Origin of the sequence: Achromobacter aegrifaciens (assembly GCF_902859965.1) — a bacterium.
Classification (GTDB): Bacteria; Pseudomonadota; Gammaproteobacteria; order Burkholderiales; family Burkholderiaceae_B; genus Achromobacter; species Achromobacter aegrifaciens.
The window spans coordinates 985572-1011755 of sequence record NZ_CADIKO010000003.1; the positions used below are offsets into that span (position 1 = coordinate 985572).

At 67.4% G+C, this 26184-nt stretch carries 23 protein-coding genes; 14 read left to right on the top strand and 9 right to left on the bottom strand.

Annotated elements, in window-relative coordinates; all coding sequences use genetic code 11:
- Positions 1–13: 13 nt before the first annotated feature.
- Positions 14–1675 (bottom strand): Na/Pi cotransporter family protein, encoded by a 1662-nt coding sequence (locus tag HV793_RS23520; protein WP_054451007.1) that lies wholly within the window; start codon positions 1673–1675, stop codon positions 14–16.
- A 192-nt stretch (positions 1676–1867) separates the two neighbouring features.
- Between HV793_RS23520 and HV793_RS23525 the strand changes: the two genes are divergently transcribed.
- Complete coding sequence (locus HV793_RS23525) at positions 1868–3259, top strand: L-serine ammonia-lyase (RefSeq protein WP_119450578.1); 1392 nt, start codon at positions 1868–1870, stop codon at positions 3257–3259.
- 39 nt (positions 3260–3298) lie between these two features.
- Here the strand turns inward: HV793_RS23525 and HV793_RS23530 are convergent, their stop codons facing one another.
- Complete coding sequence (locus tag HV793_RS23530) at positions 3299–4426, bottom strand: lactonase family protein (RefSeq protein ID WP_175214007.1); 1128 nt, start codon at positions 4424–4426, stop codon at positions 3299–3301.
- A 226-nt stretch (positions 4427–4652) separates the two neighbouring features.
- Entirely contained in the window at positions 4653–5534 is an 882-nt protein-coding gene (gene htpX, locus HV793_RS23535; protein ID WP_013392481.1) for a protease HtpX, read from the bottom strand.
- Positions 5535–5685: 151 nt separating this feature from the next.
- Here htpX and HV793_RS23540 point away from each other — a divergent pair, with 151 nt between their 5' ends.
- The gene (locus tag HV793_RS23540; protein ID WP_054451009.1) at positions 5686–6540 is read left to right on the top strand and encodes a DMT family transporter; all 855 of its coding nucleotides are present in this window, start codon (positions 5686–5688) and stop codon (positions 6538–6540) included.
- Between the two features lie 37 nt (positions 6541–6577).
- Positions 6578–7432: a sulfurtransferase gene (locus HV793_RS23545; protein ID WP_175214008.1), complete on the top strand. Its 855-nt coding sequence runs from the start codon at positions 6578–6580 to the stop codon at positions 7430–7432.
- On the opposite strand, the gene HV793_RS23550 is transcribed toward HV793_RS23545, so the two are convergent.
- Positions 7426–8358, bottom strand: a complete 933-nt coding sequence (locus HV793_RS23550; RefSeq protein WP_054451011.1) for a LysR family transcriptional regulator — start codon at positions 8356–8358, stop codon at positions 7426–7428. The two genes, HV793_RS23545 and HV793_RS23550, sit on opposite strands and share 7 nt — an antisense overlap.
- Before the next feature lie 115 nt (positions 8359–8473).
- Here HV793_RS23550 and HV793_RS23555 point away from each other — a divergent pair, with 115 nt between their 5' ends.
- Complete coding sequence (locus tag HV793_RS23555) at positions 8474–9706, top strand: MFS transporter (RefSeq protein WP_370539854.1); 1233 nt, start codon at positions 8474–8476, stop codon at positions 9704–9706.
- Here HV793_RS23555 and HV793_RS23560 read toward each other — a convergent pair.
- A complete protein-coding gene (locus tag HV793_RS23560) occupies positions 9684–10253 on the bottom strand; it encodes a phosphonate degradation HD-domain oxygenase (protein WP_054451012.1) in 570 nt (189 codons plus the stop codon). The genes HV793_RS23555 and HV793_RS23560 overlap by 23 nt on opposite strands.
- 38 nt (positions 10254–10291) lie before the next feature.
- Positions 10292–11155, bottom strand: coding sequence for a LysR family transcriptional regulator (locus tag HV793_RS23565; protein WP_054451329.1), 864 nt, complete (start codon positions 11153–11155; stop codon positions 10292–10294).
- 147 nt (positions 11156–11302) lie between these two features.
- Here HV793_RS23565 and HV793_RS23570 point away from each other — a divergent pair, with 147 nt between their 5' ends.
- From HV793_RS23570 to HV793_RS23590, 5 genes are all read left to right on the top strand, one after another.
- Positions 11303–12376, top strand: coding sequence for a putative 2-aminoethylphosphonate ABC transporter ATP-binding protein (locus HV793_RS23570; protein ID WP_054451013.1), 1074 nt, complete (start codon positions 11303–11305; stop codon positions 12374–12376).
- Between the two features lie 7 nt (positions 12377–12383).
- Positions 12384–14150: a putative 2-aminoethylphosphonate ABC transporter permease subunit gene (locus HV793_RS23575; protein ID WP_244958689.1), complete on the top strand. Its 1767-nt coding sequence runs from the start codon at positions 12384–12386 to the stop codon at positions 14148–14150.
- 23 nt (positions 14151–14173) lie between these two features.
- A complete protein-coding gene (gene phnX, locus HV793_RS23580; RefSeq protein ID WP_054451015.1) occupies positions 14174–14995 on the top strand; it encodes a phosphonoacetaldehyde hydrolase in 822 nt (273 codons plus the stop codon).
- A gap of 93 nt (positions 14996–15088) precedes the next feature.
- Positions 15089–16111, top strand: a complete 1023-nt coding sequence (locus HV793_RS23585; RefSeq protein WP_054451016.1) for a putative 2-aminoethylphosphonate ABC transporter substrate-binding protein — start codon at positions 15089–15091, stop codon at positions 16109–16111.
- A gap of 94 nt (positions 16112–16205) precedes the next feature.
- Positions 16206–17336 (top strand): TIGR03364 family FAD-dependent oxidoreductase, encoded by a 1131-nt coding sequence (locus tag HV793_RS23590; RefSeq protein ID WP_175214010.1) that lies wholly within the window; start codon positions 16206–16208, stop codon positions 17334–17336.
- 75 nt (positions 17337–17411) lie between these two features.
- Here the strand turns inward: HV793_RS23590 and HV793_RS23595 are convergent, their stop codons facing one another.
- From HV793_RS23595 to HV793_RS23605, 3 genes are all read right to left on the bottom strand, one after another.
- A complete protein-coding gene (locus tag HV793_RS23595) occupies positions 17412–18560 on the bottom strand; it encodes an aromatic ring-hydroxylating oxygenase subunit alpha (protein WP_054451018.1) in 1149 nt (382 codons plus the stop codon).
- A gap of 243 nt (positions 18561–18803) precedes the next feature.
- Positions 18804–19814 (bottom strand): acyltransferase, encoded by a 1011-nt coding sequence (locus tag HV793_RS23600; RefSeq protein ID WP_054451019.1) that lies wholly within the window; start codon positions 19812–19814, stop codon positions 18804–18806.
- Positions 19815–20017: 203 nt separating this feature from the next.
- Entirely contained in the window at positions 20018–20986 is a 969-nt protein-coding gene (locus HV793_RS23605; protein ID WP_054451020.1) for a Bug family tripartite tricarboxylate transporter substrate binding protein, read from the bottom strand.
- 154 nt (positions 20987–21140) lie between these two features.
- Between HV793_RS23605 and HV793_RS23610 the strand changes: the two genes are divergently transcribed.
- The 5 genes from HV793_RS23610 to folE2 all read left to right on the top strand — a co-directional run bounded on the left by HV793_RS23610 (position 21141) and on the right by folE2 (position 26180).
- Complete coding sequence (locus tag HV793_RS23610) at positions 21141–21995, top strand: IclR family transcriptional regulator (protein WP_175181706.1); 855 nt, start codon at positions 21141–21143, stop codon at positions 21993–21995.
- A gap of 92 nt (positions 21996–22087) precedes the next feature.
- The gene (locus HV793_RS23615; protein ID WP_054451022.1) at positions 22088–22354 is read left to right on the top strand and encodes an exodeoxyribonuclease VII small subunit; all 267 of its coding nucleotides are present in this window, start codon (positions 22088–22090) and stop codon (positions 22352–22354) included.
- Positions 22355–22361: 7 nt separating this feature from the next.
- Positions 22362–23273 (top strand): polyprenyl synthetase family protein, encoded by a 912-nt coding sequence (locus tag HV793_RS23620; RefSeq protein WP_054451023.1) that lies wholly within the window; start codon positions 22362–22364, stop codon positions 23271–23273.
- A gap of 53 nt (positions 23274–23326) precedes the next feature.
- Positions 23327–25189 carry a 1-deoxy-D-xylulose-5-phosphate synthase gene (gene dxs, locus HV793_RS23625; RefSeq protein ID WP_175162470.1) on the top strand — a complete coding sequence of 621 codons (1863 nt, stop codon included), beginning with the start codon at positions 23327–23329 and terminating at the stop codon, positions 25187–25189.
- A 193-nt stretch (positions 25190–25382) separates the two neighbouring features.
- On the top strand, positions 25383–26180 hold the full coding sequence (folE2, locus tag HV793_RS23630) for a GTP cyclohydrolase FolE2 (RefSeq protein WP_054451025.1): 798 nt from the start codon (positions 25383–25385) through the stop codon (positions 26178–26180).
- Positions 26181–26184: the final 4 nt, after the last annotated feature.

Sequence of the window (26184 nt, forward strand, 5' to 3'; positions counted from 1 at the left end):
TTTTTCGTTCTGCTCAGTTCCCAGCCTCGCGCAAGCGGCTGGGCAGCAGTTCGCCGTGCCGCGCCAGCAGCGGATAGGCCGCCGCGCCGACCAGATGGGAATTGATGCCCTTCATGTCGCGCAGGATGTCCAGGTAGAGCGCGCCCACCTCGGCGGCGTCGACCTCGCCGCCCTTGATTTTCTGCAGGTGCGTGTCCGCGGCATGGGTTTCGATCGAGCGGAAGCGCGCCTTTTCACCCGCCAGCGCACGGGCCTGGCGCAGGTCGTCGTTGACGAACAGGGCGGCGGCGGTGCGCTGGTTGGCGATGAGCTGGCCCAGCGTGTCGTCCAGGCTGGCGCGCTGTTCGGGCGAAAAGATCCAGCCCTGCTTGCGCAGCTTGGCGACGTGGCTGAGCAGGCCGTGGTGGGCGATGTCGCCGGCATGGCCGATATTGCTGGTGAAGGCCAGGATGTCGTCCAGGCGCTGGATGTCCTCGCGCGTCATGTTCTCCTGGTCCAGGGTGGCCAGGTAGGTGGTGATGGCGTTTTCCAGCTTGTCCAGCGCGGCGTCCAGCTGGCGCGCCTGCACCATGCGGTGGCGGTTGTCGCGCTTGAAGCCGGCGCGGGCGTAGAGCAGCAGCGTCTGCAGCATGTCGGCCATGCGCAGGGCCTCGCGCGCGGCGTTGCCCAAGGCCACGGCGGGCACGTCATGAGCCCATTCATCCAGGTACTGCGGGCGCGACGGGTCGTTCGGATCCGCGCGCTTGGGAAGCCAGCGCGTCAGCAGGGCGGCGTAGGGCGTCAACAGCGGCAGGAACACCAGGGCGATGACGGCGTTGAACAGGGTGTGGAAGTTGGCCACGGCGCGGGCTGGGTCGGAGGCCAGATCGCTCATCATCGGCTGCAGGTAGGGCAGCAGTATTAGCCCGATCAGCACGCCCAGCACCCGGGTCAGCAGGTTGCCCAGGGGCAGGCGGCGCGCGGCGGGGTCGTCTCCGGTCACGCCTTCGATCATGGGGTTGATGGCGGTGCCCAGGTTGGCGCCCAGCACCAGCGCGAAGGCTACGTGCGGGGCCACCATGTGGTGGCTGGCCAGCGACATGACCAGCACCACCACGGCCACGCTGGAATGCGCCGCCCAGGTGAAGGCGGCCGCCAGCAGTACCGTGGCCACGGGCTGGGTCGCCAGCGCGTCCAGGATCATGCCCAGCATGGGCGCGGTCTGGAAGGGCTGGAACAGTTCGACCAGTTGGTGCAGCGACAGCAACAGCAGGCCCAGGCCGATGAAGACGCGTCCCAGGTCGCGCGTGCGGCCCGGCGGGTAGCGGCGGAACATCCATACGCCCGCGAGGATCAGGATGGGGGCGAGCGAGGTCAGGTCGAAGGACAGCAGCTGGACGATGAGCGTGGTGCCGACGTTGGCGCCCAGCATGGCGGCCAGGGCCGGCGCCAGGCCGACGACGCCGCCGGCCGCGAAGCCGGTGATCATCAGGCCCGTGGCGGTGCTGCTCTGCAACGCGGCGGTAATGCCCAGTCCGGCGGCGAATGCCCGCAGCCGGGTTCCCAAGGCCTTGCCCAACGCCGCGCCCAGGGCGGCCCCGAAGGCGCGCTGCACGCCTGTTTGGACCATATGCACGCCCCAGAGGAGCAGGGCGACGTAGCCGGCGAAGTCAAGCAGGGTAATGAGTCCGGACATCCTGGCGTATTTCCATTCTTTTATGACAAGTAATAATTCTGTAATGATCGCATGCGCGGCGCTGCCGGGGGAGCCTGTCCCCGCAATACAGCATACGCCTGCGGGCGCATCTGCGGGGCAGGACGCTAGCTGCGCGTGGGCTGGCCTACGCGTATCATTGCCTCATCAATCGCAGATGCAATGGAGTTTTGCGTGGCTGTTTCCGTATTCGACCTGTTCAAGATAGGCATAGGCCCGTCTAGCTCCCATACGGTGGGCCCCATGCGGGCCGCCCTGTTGTTCGCGCAAGGCCTGGAGCGCGACGGCCTGATGCCCAATGTGGCCACGGTGCGCGCCGAGCTTTACGGCTCGCTGGGCGCCACGGGCAAGGGGCACGGCACCGACAAGGGCGTGCTGCTGGGCCTGATGGGCGAAGCCCCCGATACCGTCGATCCCGCCGCCATCGCCGGCATGATCGCGTCGGTGCGGGCCAGCCGCCAATTGCCGCTGCTGGGACGCTATCCGGTTCCTTTCGTCGAAAAGGAACACATGATGTTCTACCGCCGCGAAGCCATGGCGGAACATCCTAACGGCATGAAGTTTCACGCCTTTGACGCCAATGGCGAATCCCTGCGCGAGGCCCGCTACCTGTCGGTGGGGGGCGGTTTCGTGGTGACGGCCGGCGCGTCCAACAGCCAGGTCATCGCCGCGCACGACCAGTTGCCGTACCCGTTCCGCATGGGTCGCGAACTGATGGGCATGTGCAGCGAGAGCGGCCTGTCGGTGGCGCAGCTGATGATGAAGAACGAGCTGACCTGGCGCGACGAGGCCGAGGTGCACGCCGGGCTGGACCGCATCTGGCAGGTCATGCAGGACTGCGTGTCGCGTGGCTGCGGCATCAACTATCCGGAAGCGGACGGTGAACTGCCCGGTCCCCTGCGCGTGCGCCGCCGCGCGCCCGAGCTTTACCGCAACCTGACCCAGCGCGCCGAGCGCACCCTGTCCGATCCCCTGTCCGTGATGGACTGGGTCAATCTGTACGCCATGGCGGTCAACGAAGAGAACGCCGCGGGCGGGCGCGTCGTGACGGCGCCGACCAATGGCGCGGCCGGCATCATCCCGGCAGTGCTGCATTACTACGACCGCTTCGTGCCTGGTTCCAACCGCGAGGGCGTGCGCGACTTCCTGCTGACCGCGGCGGCCGTGGGCCTGCTGTACAAGTACAACGCCTCGCTGTCGGGCGCCGAAGTCGGCTGCCAGGGCGAGGTCGGCGTGGCCTGCTCGATGGCGGCGGGCGGCCTGGCCGCGGCCCTGGGCGGCACGGTCGAACAGGTCGAGAACGCGGCCGAGATCGGCATGGAGCACAACCTGGGCCTGACCTGCGACCCCGTGGGCGGCCTGGTGCAGATCCCCTGTATCGAGCGCAACGCCATGGCCTCCATCAAGGCCGTGAACGCTGCCCGCATGGCGCTGCGCGGCGACGGCCAGCACTACGTGTCGCTGGACTCCGTCATCAAGACCATGCGCGAGACCGGCGCCGACATGAAGACCAAGTACAAGGAAACCGCGCGCGGCGGGCTGGCGGTGAACATCGTCGAGTGCTGAGGGCACGGGGTGACGACGATGCGGGAGGGCGAGCGGCTGTCATGGCCTCGGGGTTTCTTTCCGAAGCAAGGGAAGAACGCAGGCCGGGGAGGAAATGGCAAACGGCACGCCTGCAGGCTGCAGCTGGCCGCTGTCCGGGTCGATGCGCAGGCAGGAAATGCGGTGCTCGTCCTGGCTGGCGACCAGCAGGAAGCCGCCGTCCGGGGTGATGGCGGCGTCCCGCGGGGTGCGCCCGCCGGCGGGCCACAAGCCTATCGGCTCAAGCCAAGGGGCGGATTCCAATAGCCGAAATCCTGCGATGCTGTCGTGGCCGCGGTTGGTCGCGTAGAGCCAGCGTCCGCTCGGATGCAGGCAAAGCGCGGACGCGGAGTTGGCGTTTTGCCAATCTGCCGGCAGCGTGCCGATCCGGGCGAGCGCGTGTGCATGGGGATCGCGTGCCGTGGGCAGTTGAACGACGGTCACGCTATTGGACAGTTCGTTGAGCACGAAGGCGCGGGTACCGGCCGGATTCAGCCGCAGGTGGCGCGGCCCGGAACCTGGTCCTATCTGCACCTGCAGGTCCGGGAGCAGATCCAGCGCGGCGCCCCGCAAGGCATGGCGGGCGACGCTGTCGGTACCCAAGTCACACAGGTAGACCGCATCGCCGGACGGGGTCGGCTGGGCGCAATGCACATGGGGGCTCGCCTGGCGGTCGCTGCGCGGACCGCTGCCATGGCGCACGATGATGTCGGGCGGGGCGCTGGGCAACCCCTGCCGGTCGAGCCGGTAGCTCAGGAGTTCGCCGCTGCCATAGTTGGATACGAAGAGGCGGTCCGCCGCAGGCGTCAGGCTGATGTGGCAAGGGCTGGCGCCAGGCGTAGGCACATTGAGCAAATGCCGCAGCGTGGCCGCGCCGTCGACCGCGTAGACGTCGATGCTGGCGCCTACTTCCTGCTCGCTCACGCCGTACAGCAGGCCGAGGGACGCGGAATGGCACAGGTAAGAGGGATTGACGCCATGGCTGTCCACCTGCAATTCACGCAGCGTGGCCGTCGCGGCGTCGAACCTCAGCAAGTGGATGCCGCGCCCTATGCCGTGCACATGCGGCATCGGCCGCGTATACGTGCCCACGGCAACCAGCCAGCTGCCCGTTCCGCGGGCCGGGGAGTGCGTACTCGATTCAGCCACGGTCTGCCCTCGACATCACGTCTATCCATACGGCCAGGACCGGCGCCAGGCCCCTGAAATTATGCGCCCACCCCATTGAAGCAGGAATGTCTGATCGTTGGTCGTCTTCGGGGTCTGCCTCGCATCCTGGGGACCTTTTTTGGCCGGAGCCGGAAAAGACGATGGCCCGCGCAAGCGGGCCATCGAGTCAGGGCTGCAGGGCGCGAGGCCCGTCTGAGCGAAAGGCTTAGATCACGCGCGCATTCTGCAGCGCGGCGATGCGGGCCGGAATCGGCGGGTGCGAGGCGAACATCGCGGCCAGGCCGCCCTTGCCGGTGATGCCCGAGGCCTCGAAGGACTTGGGCAGCTCGCCCGGTTCCAGGCCGCCCAGGCGGGCCAGGGCGCGGATCATGGGTTCGCGGGCGCCCATCAGGTGGGCCGAGCCGGCGTCGGCGCGGTACTCGCGCTGGCGCGAGAACCAGGCCACGATGATCGAGGCCAGCACGCCGAAGATGATTTCACAGACCAGCACGGTGATGTAGTAGCCCGGGCCGATGCCGCGTTCGTTCTTGAACACCACGCGGTCGATGAAGTAGCCGACCACGCGGGCCAGGAACACGACGAAGGTGTTCACCACGCCCTGGATCAGCGTCAGCGTGACCATGTCGCCGTTGGCGATGTGCGCGACTTCGTGCGCCAGCACGGCGGCGACTTCTTCCTCGCTCATGCTTTCCAGGAGACCGGTGGACACCGCGACCAGCGAGTCGTTCTTGAAGGCGCCGGTGGCGAAGGCGTTGGGGGCGCCTTCATAGATGGCGACTTCCGGGCGGCCGATGCCGGCGCGGTCGGCCAGCTGGTGCACGGTGTCGACCAGCCAGGCTTCGCGCTGGTTGCGGGGCGAATTCGGGTCGAGCACCTGGGCGCCGGTGCTCCACTTGGCCATGGGCTTGCTGATCAGGAGCGAGATGATCGCGCCGGTGAAACCGACCACCACCGAGAAAATCAGCAGGGCGTTCAGGTTCAGGCCGTTGGCGGTGATGTAGCGGTCCACGCCCAGGATGCGCAGCGTGGCCGACAGCACCAGCATGACAGCCAGGTTGGTCAGGACGAACAGGACAATGCGTTTCATGTTTTTTGTGTTCCTCTGCGAGCAGGATATGCCGGGATTCGACACTGCTGCGGGCCGCCAGTTCCCCGACTCGCGGCGCCGCTTCCGGTGACGGAGAGTATAGTATCGCTTTCCCTTATTCCTCCTCACTTTTCCCTTAGCGTAGACCCCCATGCAGGCACTCTGGATGTTGCTGGCGTCCGCCATGTTCGCCATCATGGGTTCGTTCGTGAAGCTCGGCACCGAACACGGCGCCTCGCTGCCGCAAGTCGTTCTATTTCGCGGATTGCCGTCGGTCATCCTGCTGCTGATCTGGGCCCGCGCCGGCCGCCAGTCCATCATCCCCGTCAGCTGGAAACTCCACCTGTGGCGCAACCTGTCCGGCGTCACCTCGATGTGGCTGGGCTTTTTCGCCATCGCCCATCTGCCCCTGGCCACCGCCACCAGCCTGAACTACACCGCGCCGCTGTTCATCGCCTGCTGGATGCTGGGCTGGGGCGGCGCGCAGCGCGACCCCGTGCGCATCGTGGCGGTGGCGCTGGGGTTCCTGGGCGTGATCGCGGTGCTGCGGCCCAGCATCAACGAGGACCAGTGGCTGGCTGCCCTGCTGGGGATGACCGCCGGCGCCATGTCGGCCATCGCCATGATGCAGATCCGCCAGTTGGGCCGGGTCGGCGAACCCGAATGGCGCACGGTGCTGTTCTTCTCCGTGGCCGTTTGCGTGTCCAGCCTGGCCGGACTGTTGTTCGAGGGCTGGGGCCACGCCGACTGGACCGGCTACCTGTCGCTGCTGGGCGTGGGCGTGACGGGCCTGTTCGGCCAGTTGGCCATGACCCGCGCCTTCGGCCTGGGGTCGGCGCTGCTGACGGCGGCGCTGCAGTACAGCACCATCATCTTCGCGGCCCTGCTGGGCATGGGTTTCTGGGGCGAACAGCTGGACGCCCTGGCCTGGGCCGGCATGGGCTTGATCATTTTCGCGGGCCTGTTGTCGATCTGGCGCACCATGCGCGATCCCAAGCCGGCCTGAGCCGCGGTCGCCCAACACCCTTACAGGAGCACACCGAATGACGATGACCCTGATTTCCGCCGCCGACCTGGCCGCGCGCCTGGATGCGCCGGACGTGCGCGTGTTCGACGTGCGCCACGACCTGACCAACCATGCGGCCGGCCGTCAGGCCTATGACGCAGGCCACATCCCCGGCGCGCGCTACCTGGACCACGAAACCGAGCTGGCCGCGGTCCGCACCGGCAAGAACGGCCGTCATCCGCTGCCGTCGCGCGCCGCGTTCGGCGCGCTCATGGCCGCCCACGGCGTGTCGCCCAAGACCCTGGTGGTGGCCTATGACGCCAGCGGCGGCATGTACGCCGCGCACCTGTGGTGGATGCTGCGCTGGCTGGGGTATGACCAGGTGGCAGTGCTGGACGGCGGCTGGCAGGCCTGGACGGCGGCCGGTTTGCCGACCACGACCGAGGCGGGCGCCGCCGTGCGCGCGGGCCAGCCCGCCGAGCCGGGCGCCTCGCTGGCGGGTTCGGTGGATGCACAGGCGGTGCTGGACAACATTCCCCGCCAGGCCTTCACCGTGATCGACGCGCGCGCGGCCAACCGCTACCGCGGCGAGGTCGAGCCCATGGACCCGGTCGCCGGCCACATTCCGGGCGCGCTGAACCGCCCCAACGGCGAGAACCTCCAGGCCGACGGCCGTTTCAAGCCGGCCGCGCAGTTGCGCGAGGAATTCGCCACGCTGCTGGACGGCCGCGATCCGGCTGCCATCGTGCACCAGTGCGGCTCGGGCATCACGGCTTGCCACAACCTGCTGTCCATGGAGATCGCGGGCCTGTCCGGTTCGCGCCTGTACCCGGGCTCCTGGAGCGAGTGGTGCAGCGATCCGTCCCGCCCGGTGGCTACGGGCGCTCAGTGACCCGAGGCCTGGGCCTGACGCCCGGGCCTGGACGCCCGGGCGTCGGCAAAGACCCGGGAACCCAGAAAGTCCACTAGCGCCCGGACCTTCGGCGACGGGTGCTTGCTGGCGGGCCACAGGATGTGGAAGACGTTGGTCCGCTCCGATTTTCCTTTCAGGACCTGCACCAGGCGGCCGTCCGCCAGGGGTTCGCGGATGGCGAAGTCCGGCAGGTAGGCAATCCCCAATCCTTGCAGCGCGAAGCAGGCGCGCGTCTCGATGTTGTTGCAGATCATCGAGACGGGCAACTGCAGTTCAGGCTCGTCGTCGGCTTGCCGCAGGGCCCAGGTCTCCAGCTTGCCGCTGCTGGGAAAGCGGTAGTGCAGGCAGCTGTGGCGCAGCAGGTCGGCCGGCGTTTTGGGCGTGCCGCGGCTGGCCAGGTAGGCGGGGGAGGCGACCAGCAGGATCTGGAAGGCGCCCAGGCGGCGCGCCGACAGGCGTGAGTCGGCCGGCTCGCCCGTGCGCACCACGGCATCGAAGCCTTCTTCGATCACGTCCACCATCCGGTCGGTGAAATCCAGGTCGAGTTCGATCTCGGGATACTCGCGCATGAACTCGCCCAGCACCGGCAGCACCAGCCCGCTGACCAGCGGCAGGCTGACGCGAAGGCGTCCGCGCGGCGCGGCGGCGGCCTGCGACAGCTCCAGTTCGGCCGCTTCGATCTCGGCCAGGATGCGGCGGCTGCGTTCCAGGAACAGCGCCCCCTCGGCCGTCAAGGTGACGCTGCGCGTGCTGCGGTGGAACAGGCGCACGCCCAGTTTTTCTTCCAGCCGCGCCACGCTTTTGCCGATGGCGGATGCCGACACGCCCAGCAGCCGGCCGGCGGCGACGAAGCTGCGCGTTTCGGCGACCTGCACGAACACGACAAAGCCATTGAGGCTATCCATCCGTTTCCTCGATTGCGGACATACAGTTCCGCATAAGAAGGAAATGTAGCCTACTTTTTCTTTAATCCGGGGGGCTCTATCGTCTCGGCACCAAGCTTCAACCAAGGTGCCTGAGATGAAAAAAACCACGAATTCCCCGCGTCCGCGTACTGCGCCCACGCATCCCCCCGCCGGTCGCGACCGCCTGCCGCTGGGCGCCTTGCTGGCGCTGGCGATGGCCGGCTTCATCACCATCCTGACCGAGGCGCTGCCGGCCGGGCTGCTGCCGCAGATGGCGCAGGGCCTGGCCGTGTCCCAGGCCAGCATCGGCCAGACCGTCACCATCTACGCGATCGGGTCGTTGGTGGCGGCGATCCCGCTGGTCGCCGCGACCCAGGGCGTACGGCGGCGTCCGCTGCTGCTGGCGGCGATCGCCGGGTTCGTGCTGGCCAACACGGTGACCGCGCTGTCATCCGGCTATGTGCTGACCCTGGCCGCGCGCTTCCTGGCCGGCGTGTCGGCGGGACTGTTGTGGGCGCTGCTGGCCGGTTACGCCGCGCGCATGGTGCCCGCACATCAGCAAGGGCGCGCGATCGCGGTGGCGATGCTGGGTGCGCCGCTGGCGCTGTCGCTGGGCGTTCCGGCCGGCACGTTCCTGGGCGCGCTGTGGGGCTGGCGCGCAGGCTTTGGCATCATGAGCGGGCTGGCCTTGGTCCTGATGGTCTGGGTGCGTTTGCGGGTGCCGGACTTTGCGGGACAGGCCCGGGGCCGGCAACTGCCGCTGCGGCGCGTATTCCTGCTGCCCGGCGTGCGCCCGGTGCTGTTCGCGGTGCTGGCGTTCGTCCTGGCGCACAACATTCTCTACATCTATATCGCGCCGTTCCTGGCATCGCTGGGCATGGCTGCAAACACCGAGCTGGTGCTGCTGGTGTTCGGACTCAGCTCCCTGGCCGGCATCTGGCTGATCGGGACGTTGATCGACCGTCATCTGCGGGCGCTGACTTTGGCCTGCATCGCCCTGTTCGGCCTGGCCGCGCTGGCGCTGGGTATCGCGGGCGGCATGCCGGCCATGCTTTATCTGTCGGTGGGGGCTTGGGGCGTGGCGTTCGGCGGCTCGCCGACGCTGTTCCAGACCGCGCTGGCCAAGACGTCGGGCGATGCCGCGGACGTGGCGCAGTCCATGCTGGTGACCGCGTGGAACACGGCGATTGCCGCAGGCGGGATCGTAGGCGGCGCGTTGCTCGAACGCCTGGGCGTGGCCGCGTTCGTACCGGTGCTGCTGGCGCTGTTGGCGGCGACGCTGGCGGTGGTCTGGGCCGCCAGGACGCACGGCTTTCCGGCCAGCCCTACCAGATGGCAGCCAGCTTGACCCGGCCCGAGATGCTCTCGGCGATTTCCAGGAAGTGGTCCAGGGGCGGCGTTGCCAGCCCCGGAACCTTGGCCATGTCGTCCCAGCGCCTCAGGCGGATCGCATCCGGCGCGCCCGGCATGCTCGCGAATTCCACCGCCTGGCTCGCATCGAAACTGCCCCCCTGCAGCGCCAGGCTGCGTTTCGAATCCTCCGAGAGCGACGCTTCATATTGCGGTTCCACATAGCAGAGGTAGCGCTTGGCTTCCACGTGCAGCCGGATCGGGTCCAGCACCGCCGAGCTGAACAGGCCGCGCAGGAAGGGCAGGACGAAGTACTGGTGCTTGTCGTCGATGCCGCGCAGCGTCGGCGTGCCAGGCCGGTCGGCGATGAGATGGCCCAGGTCGTGCAGCAGGCTGGCGGTGATCAGGTGGGCGCCGGCGCCGTTGCGCTCGGCCAGCGCCGCGGTCTGCAGCGCATGCCGCAGGTGGCTGACGGATTCGCCGTCATAGGAGCGGTGCCCGCGCTCCAGGAAAATCTGCTCGATATCTTGCAAGGTCAAGGCCATGGTTGTCTCCTGGGTGGCCGCATAGGGGAGGGCGGCGCTCAGCCGGCGGCTGGCGCCATCTCCAGAAAGCGCGCGATCAGCTGCACCGGTTGGCGCTCGCGCAGGCAGTACAGGTATTCGTGCATCACGATGTCGGCGCCCTCGATATCCAGGGCCGCCAGATCGGGATGGGACGGGATTTCGCGCGATGGGATCAGGCTGATCCCCAGGCCGCACAGGATGGCCTGGCGGATGGACTCGCGGCTGCCGATTTCCAGCGTGCGGCTTACCGTGACGCCGGCCGCCTGCAAGGCGTCCTCCGTCAGCTGCCGCGTCATGGAGCCGGGTTCGCGCAGCAGCAGCGCGTGTTCGGCCAGGTCGGCCAGGCGGACGTGGCCGTGGCGCGCCAAGGGATGGTCGCGATGCGCCACCACCCGGATGGGGTCGGCCGCGATCATGCGGCGGTACAGGTGCTTGTCATCCATCAGAAACGACGACGTGGCAATCTCGATGCGATAGTCATGCAGCGCCTGCAGCATGCTTTGCGAATTGCCGATAGCCAGCGTCAGGTCTATGCCCGGATAACGCTGGTTATAGGCGCGCACCGTGTCCATGATGTAGTAGGGGCCGGTGGCGCCGATGCGCAGATTGCCTTCGCGCAGGTCGCTGGCGTCGCGCAGCCGGAAGTCGATCTCGGTTTCCTGCTGGACCAGCTTTTCCACCATGGGCATCAGGCTGTGGCCGGCGTCCGACAGGCGCATGCCGCGCCCCTGGCGGTGGAACAGTTCGACGCCGTAACGCGACTCCAGCTGGCGCAATTGCCCCGTCACCGTGGGCTGGCTGACGCCCAACTGGGCGGCGGCCTTGGTGACGGTGCCGCAGCGGGCCACGGCGTAGAAGGATTTGAGTTCGGCGACAAGCACGGTGCAGGGGGCGGAATAGGGGCGCAATGCGCAAGACCGCCAGTACACCAAAATAATTTGATGTTTTTATTACTGCATTTGCGCGAAGTGTCATAAACACTCAATACGCGTCTTCCATACTGCCTTCGTTCCCAAACCGGAGGCCCCATGGCCGAACGCGATACCGCATTTCTCTCTGTCAGGCATCTGGTGAAGCGCTTTGGCAGCCACACCGCGCTGTCGGACGTCTCGCTCGACATCCGCGCCGGGGAGTTGGTGTGCCTGCTGGGCCCCTCGGGCTGCGGCAAGACCACCTTGCTGCGCGCCATCGCCGGCCTCGAGCGCCAGGACAGCGGCACCATCGTGCTGTCCGGGCGCGACATCTCGCACGCCGAACCGCAGGCGCGCGACTACGGCATCCTGTTCCAGTCGTACGCGCTGTTTCCCAACCTGACGGTGGCCCAGAACGTGGCCTACGGCCTGAGCGGCAAGCGCGCCCACCGCAACCACGTCGCCAACCGCGTCGAGGAAATGCTGACGCTGGTCGGCCTGGCGGGCGCGGCGGATAAATATCCGGGACAGATTTCCGGCGGACAGCAGCAGCGCGTGGCCCTGGCGCGCGCGCTGGCGCCATCGCCGTCCCTGCTGCTGCTGGACGAGCCCATGTCGGCGCTGGACGCCCGCGTGCGCGAGCATCTGCGCATCGAGCTGCGGGCCCTGCAGAAGCGCCTGTCCATCACCACGCTGATGGTCACGCACGACCAGGAAGAGGCCATGGTGATGGCCGACCGCATCGCCGTAATGAATGGCGGCATCATCGAGCAGTACGGCACGCCGCGGGAACTCTACCGCCAGCCCGGCTCGGCCTTCATCGCCGATTTCGTGGGCGAGGCGAACTGGCTGCCGTTCGAACGCGTGGACGCGCACCGCGCCCGCGTCGGACGCCAGGAGCTGGCCGTGGACGAGGCGCTGGACGCCGCCAGCGGCAAGCTGTTCGTGCGCCCGGAAGCGGTGCGCGTCAGCACCGCGCGCCCGGATCAGCCCAACGCCATGCTGGCCGATGTGCTGGACGGCGTGTTCCTTGGCCGCGGCTATCGCCTGGCCTTGCGCCTTGAGGGCGTGCCCGGCAGCACGGTGCATTCCATCGTGTCCCCCGAAATCGGAGACGCCCTGCTGGGCCCTCACGCCGCCAGCCGCTGCTGGGTGGAGCTGCCGCGCCATGCGATACGCGCCTACGCTTGATCCGGCCATGAACCGTTCCTCCAACGCCGCCGCGCCGGCTGCTGGAATTATCGCAGCGCCCATGCAGGCCCCGGCGCTGGGCCGCCGCCCGCTGCCGGCCTGGGTTGGCGCCTTCGGCCTGGCCACCGGGCAGGGCGCCCTGGCGCTGGGCCTGTTGCTATTCCTGGCGCTGCCGCTGGCCGCCATCCTGCTCAAGTCTGTGACCGACAGCGATGGCGCCTGGGCCGGGTTGTCGGTGCTTGCGGACATCATCGGCGGCGACGGCTTCATGGCCATGGTCGCGCGCAGCCTCGCGGTGGGCGTGGTGACGACCCTGCTGGTCGTGCCCTGCGCCTATGGATTCGCCTATGGCCTGACCCGCACGCGCCTGCCGGGCAAGGGCCTGCTGCGCACCGTCGCCTTGCTGCCGCTGCTGGCGCCGTCGCTGCTGCCGGGTATCGCGCTGGTGTACCTGCTAGGCAACCAGGGTCTGCTCAAGAGCCTGACGGGCGGCGCGACCATCTACGGTTTCTGGGGCATCGTCGTGGGCGAGGCTTTCTATACCTTCCCGCATGCGCTGATGATTCTCCTGACCGGCCTGGCCCTGGCCGACGGCCGTCTTTATGACGCCGCCCGCGCCATGGGCGCCGGCCCCTGGCGCACCTTCCTGACCGTGACCCTGCCGGGCACCCGCTACGCCGTGTTTTCGGCCTGCTGCGTGGTGTTCACGCTGACGGTGACCGACTTCGGCGTGCCCAAGGTCGTGGGCGGCGATTACAACGTGCTGGCGATGGAAGCCTACAAGGCCGTGGTCGGCCAGCAGAACTTTCCCAAGGGCGCGGCCATCGGCATCCTGCTGCTGCTTCCCGCGATCCTGACCTTCGCCCTGGACCGGCGGCTGCGCGCCCGACAAGGCGCTCAGCTGAGCGGCCGGGCCCAGCCCTATGCCGCGGGCGTCAACCGCCGCCGCGATGCCGCGTTCCTGGCGCTGGCCGGCGTGCTGGCGGCGTTCCTGCTGCTGATCATCGGCGTGGCGGTGTGGGCGTCCTTCGTGAAGATGTGGCCCTACAACCTGTCGATGTCGCTGCGTTCGTACGACTTCGACAATATGGACGGCGGCGGCTGGCTCGCCTGGCGCAACAGCCTGCAGCTGGCGTTCTGCACCGCCCTGGCCGGCACGGCCGTGGTCTTCACCGGCGCATGGATGATGGAGAAGGTGCCCGCCCGCGGCCAGCTTGCGCGCGGCCTGCGCGGCATGGTCGGCATGCTGGCGCTGATGCCCATGGCGGTGCCGGGCCTGGTGCTGGGCCTGGGCTACATCTTCTTCTTCAACAGCCTGTCGAACCCGCTGAACGTGTTGTACGGCACCATGCCGCTGCTGGTCCTGTGCACCATCGTCCACTTCTACACCAGCGCGCACCTCACGGCTGCCACCGCGCTCAATGCGCTGGACCCCGAATTCGAAGCGGCCTCCGCGTCGCTCAAGGTGCCGCGCCTGACGACCTTCCTGCGCGTGACGCTGCCGATGTGCCTGCCGGCCGCGCTGGACGTGGCCCGCTATCTGTTTGTTTCCGCCATGACCACGGTGTCCGCGGTCGTGTTCCTGTACAGCCCGTCGACGGTGCTGGCCGCGGTCGCGGTGCTGAACATGGACGACGCCGGCTTCATCGGTCCCGCCGCCGCCATGTGCACCGTGATCATGGCCAGTTCGGCCGTCGCTGCCCTGGTCCTGCACCTGGCCAGCCGCGCGCTGGTGGCGCGCAGCCAGGCCTGGCGCCGCCCCGCGGCCCATTGAACGATTTTTCAAGGATGACCCTCATGACTGTTTCGCCTTTGCCCGTCCGCCTGGAGGCGGTGATCTTCGACTGGGCCGGCACGCTGGTCGACTTCGGTTCCTTCGCGCCCACCAAGGTGTTCGTGGACGCGTTCTCGCAGTTCGGCGTGGAAATGTCGCTGGCGCAGGCCCGCGGCCCGATGGGCATGGGCAAGTGGGACCACATCCGCACGCTCTGCAATGAGCCGGTCATCGCCAGCCAGTACCAGGCCCAGTTCGGCCGCCTGCCCACCGATGACGACGTGACCGCCATCTACGAGCGCTTCCTGCCGATGCAGCTGGACAAGGTTGCCCAGTATTCGGCGGCGATCCCCGGCGCGGCAGAACTGCTGCGCGCTCTGCGCCAGCACGGCCTGAAGATCGGCTCGTGCTCGGGCTACCCCGCCAGCGTCATGCGCCGCGTGGTCGAGCGCGCCGCCACCGAAGGCCTGGAGCCCGATTGCATCGTCGCCAGCGACGACGTGCCGCGCGCGCGCCCGGCGCCCGCGATGGCGCTGAAGAATGTGGTCGAACTCGGCCTGTCCGACGTGGCCGCCTGCGTCAAGGTCGACGACACCGCGCCCGGCATCGAAGAAGGACGCCGCGCCGGCATGTGGACCGTGGGCCTGCTGCTGTCGGGCAACGCCGCCGGCCTGACGCTGGAGGAATACCTGAGCCTGGACGACGCAGGCCGCCAGAAAGCGCGCACCGCCGCCAGCCTGGAGCTGTCGCCCGCCGCGCCGCATTACCTGATCGATACCGTCGCCGACCTGCCTGGCGTGATCTCCGATATCGAAGCCCGCTTGTCCGCAGGCCAGCGCCCCTAACCCTCTCACCTGTCTGCACCGCTTGCCGGGGCCGGTTCGCGCCAGCCCCGGGGGCCTCCCTCAGCCTTTTTCCGCCTACCCACGGAGTACTTCATGAATCGCTACAAGCTGCTTGCACTGGCCGCCGCCCTGACGGGCGTGATGGGCGCCGCCTCCGCCGAGACCACGCTGACGGTCTACACCGCGCTCGAAGCCGACCAGATCAAGGCCTACCAGGCCGCGTTCGAGAAGGCCAATCCCGACATCAAGATCCAGTGGGTGCGCGACTCCACCGGCATCATCACCGCCAAGCTGCTGGCCGAAAAGAACAACCCCAAGGCCGACGCCATCTGGGGCCTGGCCGGCACCTCGCTGGGCCTGATGGACAAGGAAGGCATGCTGCAGCCCTACGCCCCCAAGGGCCTGGACCAGATCGCCGCCAACATGCGCGACGCCAAGGCCGAGCCCAGCTGGGTCGGCATGGACGGCTTCGCCGCCGCCATCTGCTTCAACACCATCGAAGCCGAAAAGCAGAAGCTGCCCAAGCCCACTTCGTGGCAGGACCTGACCAAGCCGGTGTACGCCGGCAAGATCGTGATGCCGAACCCGGCTTCGTCGGGCACCGGCTTCCTGGACGTCAGCGCCTGGCTGCAGATCTTCGGTGAAGAGAAGGGCTGGGCCTACATGGACGCCCTGCACAAGAACATCGGTTCGTACACGCACTCGGGCTCCAAGCCCTGCAACATGGCTGCCGCCGGCGAATTCCCGATCGGCGTGTCGTTCGACTACCGCGCCGCCAAGCTGAAGGCCGACGGCGCGCCCGTCGAAGCCGTGTTCCCCTCGGAAGGCCTGGGCTGGGAAGTGGAAGCCACCGCCATCATGAAGGGCACCAAGAACCTGGAAGCCGCCCGCAAGCTGGCCGATTTCTCCGCCAGCCGCGAAGCCAACGAACTGTACAAGGCCAACTTCGCCGTGCTGGCCATCCCGTCGATCGCTACGTCCAATCCGAACCTGCCGGCCGACCTGATGCAACGCATGATCAAGAACGACTTCACCTGGGCCGCCACCAACCGCGACCGCATCATCGCCGAGTGGACCAAGCGCTACGACGGCAAGTCCGAGCCGAAGAAGAAGTAAGTCCGTTTGACCGCGGCGGCGCCGGACGCCGCCGCGCCCCGGGGGCGCCCGCCAGGGCGGCTCCCGCCGCATTTCCCTTTGCAATGTTCCACAGATGAAAAATTTCGACGTAGTCGTGGTGGGCGCCGGCATGCTGGGCATCGCCCACGCCTGGGCCGCCGCCAAGCGCGGCCTGTCGGTGGCCGTGATCGAGCGCAGCCGCCAGGCGCATGGCGCCACCATCCGCAATTTCGGCCAGGTCATCGTGACGGGCCAGGCCCCCGGCATGATGCTGTCGCACGCCCAGCAGGCGCGCGAACTGTGGCTGGAACTGGCGGACCGCGCGGGTTTCCATGTGCGCGCCAACGGCGCCCTGGTGCTGGCGCGCAATGCCGAAGAGGCGGACGTGCTGCAGGAATTCGCCGACACGCGCATGCGCCAGGAAGGCTATCGGGCCGACCTGCTGTCGGCCCGCGAGGTGGCCCGGTTGTACGGCGGCCAGCTCGCGCACCACTGCGCGGGCCTGCAAGGTCATGACGATCTGCAGATCTATTCGCGCGAGGCGCTGCCGGCCATCACGCGCTACCTTGCGGAATCGCTGGGTGTGCAGTTCATCACCGGCACGCTGGCGCGCGCGGTCGAGGGCGGGCTGGTGTGTACCTCGGCTGGCGAATTCAAGGGCGGGCACGTGTTCGTCTGCCCCGGGCATGACTACCTGACCCTGCTGCCCGAGCGCTTTGCGCCGATGAACCTGGAGGTCACGCGCCTGCAGATGTTGCGCGCCGCGTTCGAGACTAATCCCATCGCGCTGGACCGCCCCTTGCTGACCGGCCTGTCCTGCGTGCATTACGGCGCATTCTCGGACCTGCCGTCGGCGCTGGCGTTGCGCGACGTGATCCAGGCGCGCACGCCCATGCTGCTGGAGAACGGCATCCACCTGCTGATCAGCCCCACGCCTTATGGCGAACTGATCATCGGCGATTCGCACCGCTACGGCCAGGACGCGCCGCCGTTCAACGACGAGGCGGTCGACAATGCCATGCTGGACCTGGCGACCCAGGCGCTGGGCGCGCGCCTGCGCGTGCTGGAGCGCTGGCAGGGCGTCTATGGTGCGCATGGCCCCGCGCCGTTCTCGGTCATGCCGGTGGACCCGGCCACGACGGTTGCGGTGATGCATTCGGGCGTGGGCATGACGGTGGGACTGGCCATCGGCGAGCGCACGGTGGCGGGTGTGCTGGGCCGCTGATCGCGGCAGCCGGAAAGAAGAAAGGCCTCGCATGTGCGAGGCCTTTTTGCATGGGACAGGCGCCGGAGCCAGGCTTCAGACCCGCTCCTGCATGATGCGGCGATACCATTCATGGAAGTGCTGCATGCCGTCTTCCATGGGCGACTGGTAGGGACCGGTTTCGTTCACGCCGCGCAGCATCAGCGCCTTGCGGCCCGCGTCCATGCGCTCGGCGATCTCGTCGTCCTCGATCGCCGTTTCCATGTAGGCGGCGCGCTGCGCCTCGACGAATTCGCGTTCGAAGGCGGCGATTTCCTCGGGGTAGTAGAACTCGACCACGTTCACAGTTTCCTGCGGGCCCTTCGGATACAGCGTGGAGAGCACCAGCACATGCGGATACAGCTCGATCATGTGGGTCGGGAAGTACGTGACCCAGACCGCGCCGAAATCAGGCGCATCGCCTTCGCGGAACGCCAGCAGGCGGTCGTGCCATTGCTTGTACACGTCGGACCCCGGCTGCGCCAGGGCGTTGTGCACGCCGACCTTCTGCAGGCTGTACCAGTCGTTGAACTCCCAGCTCAGGTCGTCGCAGGTGACGAAGCGGCCCAGGCCCGGATGGAACGGACCGACGTGGTAGTCCTCGAGATAGACCTCGATGAAGGTCTTCCAGTTGTAGTTGCACTGGTGCACTTCGACGTGGTCCAGCACGTAGTCGCCGAAGTCGAATTCCGGGCGCGAGAACAGCGGCGCCATGTCGGCGGCCGGATCGCGCGGGCCTTCGAACAGCAGGCCATGGCAGTCGCGCAGGCGGAACTTCTGCAGGTTCATGCAGGGCGTGGTGGCGAACTGGGGCGCGCCCAACAACTCGCCCTGGTTGTTGTACGTCCAACGATGCAAGGGGCAGACGATATTGCCGCCGGTTGCCTTCAGATTGCCATGCGTATTGCAGTTGCCGGCCACATTGCCGGTTTCGCCGCCAAGCATCAGCGCCTGGCGGTGGCGGCAGACATTTGAGATGAGTTCGACGCCTTGCTGGTTGCGAACCAGCACGCGTCCTCCGTCTTCCTGGACCAACGTACGCCAATCCCCGATTTCGGGCACCACTTTCTGGTGGCCGACGTATTGTGAGGATTGCTTGAAAATGAGTTCTTGCTCGCGGGCAAAGAGGGCTTCGTCAAAATACGCGCTGACGGGTAGCTGGGTGCGAGCTGGCACTACATGTGCCATCCGACCGATGTCGGTCATGATTCCCCCCGCTCGGATAAAAAAGCCAGGACGGAGGGGCTTTTGCCTGGCGGCTTTGAAATCCGCAGGATGCGTTCCGTGCTGGCGCGAAGAAAAATCGGTGTCTGGCCGATCAAATAAGCCGTGAATTGTACCCCAAGCCCTTACCCCGCGCCCGTGAAGATCTGCGAAGCTTCGTGAAGTTATGCCGTAGCCGTCGTGCACGCGCTGCGCGAGGCATAACCCCTTGAAGATGTAGGCCTTTCAGACGAAGCGCCGGGTGGCCGGATGGCGTCTCATCAGCCAGCTGCTGGCCGCCGACAACATGAACACGGCCACCGCCAGCATGGGCAGCGTCCAGGCCTCGTTGCGCGCGCCCGTCAAGGCGCCGGCGCGATGCGCCACGTCCAGGAACAGTGGATGGATCAGGTAGACGCCGAAGGTCAAAGGCGCCAGCGAGGCCAGCCGCGGCAGGCGCGGCGACCCAACGATCCACTGGAATGCGGCCAGCGACATGAACGGCACCGTGAGACTGAAGTAATCGTAGAAGTAGGTATCCAGCGCGCGGTTGCTCGACATCGTGTACACGCCCAGCGCGGTCGCGGCGACGCTGGCCGCCAGCATCAGGCCGGGACGCGGGATGCGCATCTGGCCGTCGAAGATCAGGCGGCCCGCCACGAAGTAGCCCAGATAGGGCAGGAACCAGGTCAGGAAGAAGCCCGCGGGCGCGCCCAGCGCGCGGCGGTACAGCGCGTCCAGGATCGCCACGCCCAGGATGCCGACCACCCACAAGGCGCGGGCGCGCGGCGTGCTGCGCGCATACAGGACGCGCACCAGCGGCGCGAACAGATACAGGCCCACGATCATGTACAGGTACCACAGGTGGTAGTACGGCTCTCCCTGCACCAGCTTGCGCGGCCAGAACGAAAAATCGATGCGGCCGTCGTCCCACCAATCCAGCGCCGTGCGCCAGGCCAGATAGAAAAACGTCCAGAACAAGAGCGGCGCGCAGATCCGCGCCATGCGCCGGCTGTAGAACTGGCGCGCGTCCTGCGGCTTGTCGGGATCCAGCAGCAGGGCGCCGCTGACCATGACGAACACGGGCACGCACCAGCGCGCCGCCGAGTCGTACAGATTGGCCGCCAGCCACGCTCCCCCGCCGTACACCGCGGGGTTGCTTACCACCATGGCGGCGCTGTGCAGCAGCACGACGGCTACCGCCGCCAACCAGCGGGCGGCATCCAGGCGCGCATATTTCTCTTCGGCGTACGGCATCGGGCTCCCATGGCGGTGTCTACTTTTTCACCATAGCAGCGGGCAGCGTCCTGGTTCTGTATCCAGGGGTTAGAGGGCATATCGACGCGCATGAAAAACCGGCAGGGGCGCTGGAGCCCTCTGCCGGCGGACGCCGCGCGGCGCGGCGCATTCACGGGCGGGCGCGGGCCCGCCTACGTTTTGTCACGAAACCAGCCGCGCCATCATTGCAGGACGATATTGGCCTGCTTGATCAGTTGCGCCACGATCGGCTGTTCGGTCTTGATCTGCTTGTCCAGTTCGGCAGCCGTGCCCGAGCGCGGGTCGATGCCCATGTCCAGCATGCGCTTCTTGATGGTCTCGTCCTGCAGGGTCTCGGCCAGGGCCTGCTGCAGCTTTTCCATCACGGGGGCGGGGGTGCCCTTGGGCGCCACGAAGCTGAACCAGGCGGTCATGTCGAACGCGGGATAGCCTTGTTCGGCCAGCGTCGCCAGCTTGGGCTGCGTCGCCAGGCGGCCCGGGCTGGTGATGGCGAAGACCTTGACCTTGCCGGCATCGGCCTGCGGCATGCCGGTGGCCACCATGTCGAAGAACAGGTCCACGTCGCCGCTGACCAGGGCGGGCAGGGCCTGGGTCGCGCCCTTGAAGGGCACGTGCAGGATGTCGATGCCCGCGCGTTCCTTGAAGAGTTCGCCCGCCAGGTGCGAGGACGTGCCCGGGCCGAAGGTGGCGAAGGTCAGCTTGCCTGGATTCTGCTTGGCGTAGGCCACCACGTCCTGGGTGCTGTTGAACGGCCGCTTGGGGCTGGACAGCAGGACCAGCGGCCCGACGCCGACCATGCCGATGCGGGCGAAGCCATCGGGATCGTAGGGCAGTTCCTTGTACAGATAGCGGTTGGTGACCAGCGTGGAGTTGGTCGCCATCAGGATGGTGTAGCCGTCCGGCGCTTCGCGCGAAACAAAGGCCGCCCCGATCGAGGTGCCGGCGCCTGCCTTGTTCTCGACGATCATGGGCTGGCCCAGCGTCTTGGCCATGCGCTCGGCCAGGATGCGGGTCAGCACGTCGGTGGCGCCGCCGGCGGGGAAGGGCGAGACCACCTTGATCGGCCGGGCCGGATAGGTTTCGGCCTGGGCGCCCAGCGCGGCGGCGCTGAGCAGCAGAGTGGCCAGCAGTTTGAAGCTAGTGCGAATCATGTTTTCCCCTTGAAATCGCGTGCATGAGTGGATGTTCGGGCCTGGCTTGGCGCTGCGGGTAGCGCTTGCCAAGTCTCCTTGGGTGCATTAAATTCCGTAAAATGGAATTTAATTTTGTTATTCGAAATAAACTATAAAAACGAAGCGAATAGAAATGCAATCTTTTTCTGACGCCAAGCGCATCGCCCATCCCGCCGCCAAACCGGACGGCAAGGTCGAACTCAGCCTGCCCGCGCGCCGCAAGCGCGCCGCCGGCGCGGGCGTGGGCGCCAACTCGCCTGATTTCATTACCGCACTGGCGCGCGGGCTGGATGTACTGCGCTGTTTTCGCCATGGCGTGACGGCCTTGGGCAATCTGGACCTGGCGCGCCTGACCGGTTTGCCCAAGCCCACCATCAGCCGCATCACCTACACCCTTACTGAATTGGGTTATCTGCGCTATCACCCGGACACCGGCAAATATTCGCCTGGCTATGGCGTGCTGGCGCTGGGCTTCGGTCTGCTGGCCGGGCTGGAGGTGCGCGAACTGGCCAAGGCCTCGATGACCGAGCTGGCGCGCGCCACCGGCGGCGCGGTGGCCCTGGGCGCCTTCGATGGCGATGCCATGACCTACGTCGAGGCCATCCATGGGTCTTCGGCGCTCTACCTGCGCCTGCCCGTCGGCTATCGCGCCAGCCTGGACAGCGCCATGGGCCGGGCCTACCTGGCCAGCCTGCCGCCCCAGGCCTGCGCCGACGCGTTGGCCCGGCTGGGCGAGACCGCGCCGGACGCGGCCGCCATGGAGCGCGCCCGCGCCGAACTGCGCGACACGGGCTGCTGCTACGCCATCGGCGAATGGCAGTCGGGGATCAATGCGGTCGCCGTGCCGTTTGCCTCCATCACGGGCGAGGGCGTCTTCGTCATGAGCTGCGGCGGGCCCGCCAGCCTCTTGCCCGAGGCGGACCTGCGTACGCGCGTGGCGCCGCTGCTGCAGGGCGCCATTGCGGGGCTGGCAGGCGCTGCGGCCTGAGACGCGCCGCGCGCGGCGGCAAGCCCGACGGCCTTGCGGGTATCTCGTACAATTCACGGATTGATCCACCCCTAGCGCCCTCGGAGACCCGTTTGGCCAAATCTTCACAAGCCGATCCGCAGATCGATGACCGTCCCTTGCCCCAGGATTTCGAAACGGCGCTGGCCGAACTCGAATCGCTGGTAGCGGCCATGGAAGACGGCTCGTTGCCGCTGGAGCAGTCGCTGGCCGCCTACCGGCGCGGCGTGGCGCTCACGCGGGTCTGCCAGGAACGCTTGGCGCAGGCCGAACAGCAGGTCAAGGTCCTGGAGGGCGACTTGCTGCGTCCGCTGGACCCGGCGGCGCTGGATGACGAATAAGAACCCGATGAAGCAAATTCAACTCGCCTTCCCGGAATGGTTGCAAGGCCGTGTCCAGCACGTCGAAGACGTCCTGGACGATCTGCTCCCCCCGGCGGACGCGTTGCCCGCGCGGCTGCATGAAGCCATGCGCTACGCCGTGCTTGGCGGCGGCAAGCGGGTGCGCGCCGCGCTGGTCTACGCGGCGGGGCAGGCCTGCCCCGTCAGCGGCAGCGTGCTGGCAGTGCAGGCCTCGCTGGACCGCGCCGCCGCGGCGGTGGAACTGATCCACGCCTATTCGCTGGTGCATGACGATCTGCCCTGCATGGACGACGACACGCTGCGCCGCGGCCGTCCCACCACCCACGTGAAGTTCGACGAAGCCACCGCCATGCTGGCGGGCGATGCGCTGCAACCGCTGGCCTTCGATCTGCTGGCTTCCATGCCGATCGCGCCCGCGCTGATCGTGCAGGCCACTCAGTCGCTGGCGCGCGCCGCCGGCAGCCAGGGCATGGCCGGCGGCCAGGCCATTGACCTGTTCAGCGTCGGCCGCGCGCTGTCGCGCGACGAGCTGCAAACCATGCACAGCATGAAGACGGGCGCCATGCTGGCTTGCAGCGTGGCCCTGGGCGGCATCGTGGCGGGCGCCAGTTCGGCCTCGCGCCAGGCGCTGGACGCCTACGCGCAGGCGGTGGGCCTGGCCTTCCAGGTGGTCGACGACATCCTGGACGTGACCGCCGACAGCGCCAGCCTGGGCAAGACGCCGGGCAAGGACGCCGCCGAGAACAAGCCCACCTATGTATCGCTTCTGGGCCTGGACGGCGCGCGCGCGTTCGCCCAGGAACTGCGTGAGGACGCGCTGGCCGCCCTGGCTCCGCTGGGCGAGGCCGGATCGCGCCTGGCTGAACTGGCCGACTTCATCGTCCTACGAGACCGCTGAACCGGGACCAGCCCGGGCTGGAGGCAGGCCGGGCCAACGAACCACATAAAAGCATGACGACAGATTTACTGGACCGCATTCAATCCCCGGCTGACCTCAAGCGCCTGGATCGCCGCGAGCTGAAGAAGCTGGCCGACGAGCTGCGCGGCTTCGTGCTGGAATCGGTGTCCAAAACGGGCGGGCACCTGTCGTCCAACCTGGGCACGGTCGAGCTCACCCTGGCCCTGCATCAGGTGTTCGACACGCCGCATGACCGCATCGTCTGGGACGTAGGCCACCAGTCCTACCCGCACAAGATCCTGACTGGCCGCCGCGCCGGCATGGCCAAGCTGCGCCAGCAGGGCGGGATTTCGGGTTTCCCCAAGCGCAGTGAATCCGAGTACGACGCCTTCGGCACCGCGCATTCGTCCACTTCCATCTCGGCGGCGCTGGGCATGGCGGTGGCCTCGCGCAACGCCGGCGTGCAGCGCCAGCACATCGCCATCATCGGCGACGGCGCGATGTCGGCGGGTATGGCCTTCGAAGCCATGAACAATGCCGGCGTCACGCCCAACATCAACCTGCTGGTGATCCTGAACGACAACGACATGTCGATCTCGCCGCCAGTGGGGGCGCTGAACCGCTACCTGGCGCGCCTGATGTCGGGCCGCTTCTATGCGGCCGCCAAGAACGTCGGCCGCGCGGTGCTGCAACACGTGCCGCCGGTGCTGGAACTGGCGCGCCGCTTCGAAGAGCATGCCAAGGGCATGGTCACGCCGGCCACGCTGTTCGAGGAATTCGGCTTCAACTACGTCGGCCCGATCGACGGGCACGACCTGGACGCGCTGGTGCCCACGCTGCAGAACCTCAAGGCCCTGGAAGGCCTGCAGTTCCTGCACGTGGTCACCAAGAAGGGCCAGGGCTACAAGCTGGCCGAGGCCGACCCGGTGCTGTACCACGGTCCGGGCAAGTTCGATCCGGCCGTCGGCATCCAGCAATCGAAGGCGCCGGGCAAGCGCAGCTTCACGCAGGTGTTCGGCCAGTGGCTGTGCGACATGGCCGAACAGGATTCGCGCCTGGTCGCCATCACGCCCGCCATGCGCGAGGGCAGCGGGCTGGTGGAATTCGAAAAGCGCTTTCCGCAGCGCTACTTCGACGTGGGCATCGCCGAGCAGCACGCCGTGACGTTCGCCGCGGGCATCGCCTGCGAAGGCCAGAAGCCCGTGGTCGCGATCTACTCCACCTTCATGCAGCGCGGCTACGACCAGTTCATCCACGACGTGGCCCTGCAGAACCTGGACGTGACCTTCGCGCTGGACCGCGCCGGCCTGGTGGGCGCGGACGGCGCCACGCATGCGGGCAATTACGACATCGCCTTCCTGCGCTGCGTGCCCAACATGGTCGTGGCCACGCCCTCGGACGAAAACGAAACGCGGCTGCTGCTGTCGACCTGTTATCAGTATCCCGGCCCGGCGTCGGTGCGCTATCCGCGCGGCGCGGGCTGCGGCGCGGCTGAAGCGCCCGGCCTGGACACGGTCGAGCTCGGCCGCGGCGTGGTGCGCCGCGAGGGCCGCAAGATCGCCATCCTGGGTTTCGGCATGCTGCTTCAGGCCGCGTTGGGCGCGGCTGAAAAGCTGGATGCCACCGTGGCCGACATGCGCTTCGTCAAGCCCATCGACCGCGAACTGATCCTCGACCTGGCCAGCCGCCATGACGCCCTGGTTACGCTGGAAGACGCTTCCATCATGGGCGGCGCCGGCAGCGCCGTGCTGGAAACGCTGAGCGCGGCGGGGGTTGCGATCCCGGTCCTGCAACTGGGCCTGCCCGACGAGTTCATCGACCACGGCGAGCAGTCGGCGCTGTGGGCCGGCATCGGCCTGGACGCGGCGGGCATCGAAAGCGCGATCCGCGCCCGTTACGCCAATCTGCTGGGCTGAATCCGGCCCGATTCCGCGGGCAGGGGCCAGGCCACTGTCCGCGGCAATGAAACACACTGTTCCGGCCCCGCCAACCTACGGATAAAAGGGTTTTCCCTGGCGATCCGCGGACTATGGGCGATAATGGCCCCCTTCTCAAAGATTCCTAGGCCCGTGCGTTTTCACGACTGATTGCCTAGACAGGTAAGCCGAAATGAATTCTCCGATCGACCCCGCCATCGTGATGCCCGACGTCCAGAGTTCGGCGGACACCCGGCACATCCCGATTCAGCGCGTGGGCATCCGTGGCGTGCGCCACCCCATGTTGATTGAAAGCGGCGACGGCTCGCCCCAAGGCACCGTGGCCAACTGGACGCTCACGGTGGCGCTGCCGCCCGAAGAAAAAGGGACGCACATGTCCCGCTTCGTGGCCCTGCTGGAAAAGTACCGCAGCATCCCTATGACGCCGACCCTGTTCCGCGCCATGGCTGCCGACATGCTGCCGCTGCTGCATGCCGAGCGCGGCGACATCACCGCCGCCTTCCCGTACTTCATCAACAAGTCCGCCCCGATTTCCGGCGTGCAAAGCCTGTTGGACTACGAAGTGCAATGGATCGCCCGCGCCCAGGGCGACGAGGTCGAGTTCGAGTTGATCGTGCAGGTGCCCGTCACCAGCCTCTGTCCCTGCTCCAAGGCCATCTCCGAATACGGCGCGCACAACCAGCGCTCGCACGTCACGGTGTCGGCCATCCTGAATGCCGACATCGGCATGGACGGCGTCATCCGCCTGATCGAAGAAGAAGGCTCGTGCGAACTGTGGGGCCTGCTCAAGCGCCCGGACGAGAAGTACGTCACCGAGCGCGCCTACGACAATCCCAAGTTCGTCGAGGACCTGGTGCGCGACGTGGCTGCCCGCCTGAACGCGCATCCCGGCATCGCCCGCTACCGCGTGGAAGCCGAGAACTTCGAATCCATCCACAACCACTCGGCCTACGCCGTCGTGGAAGGCTGAGCTT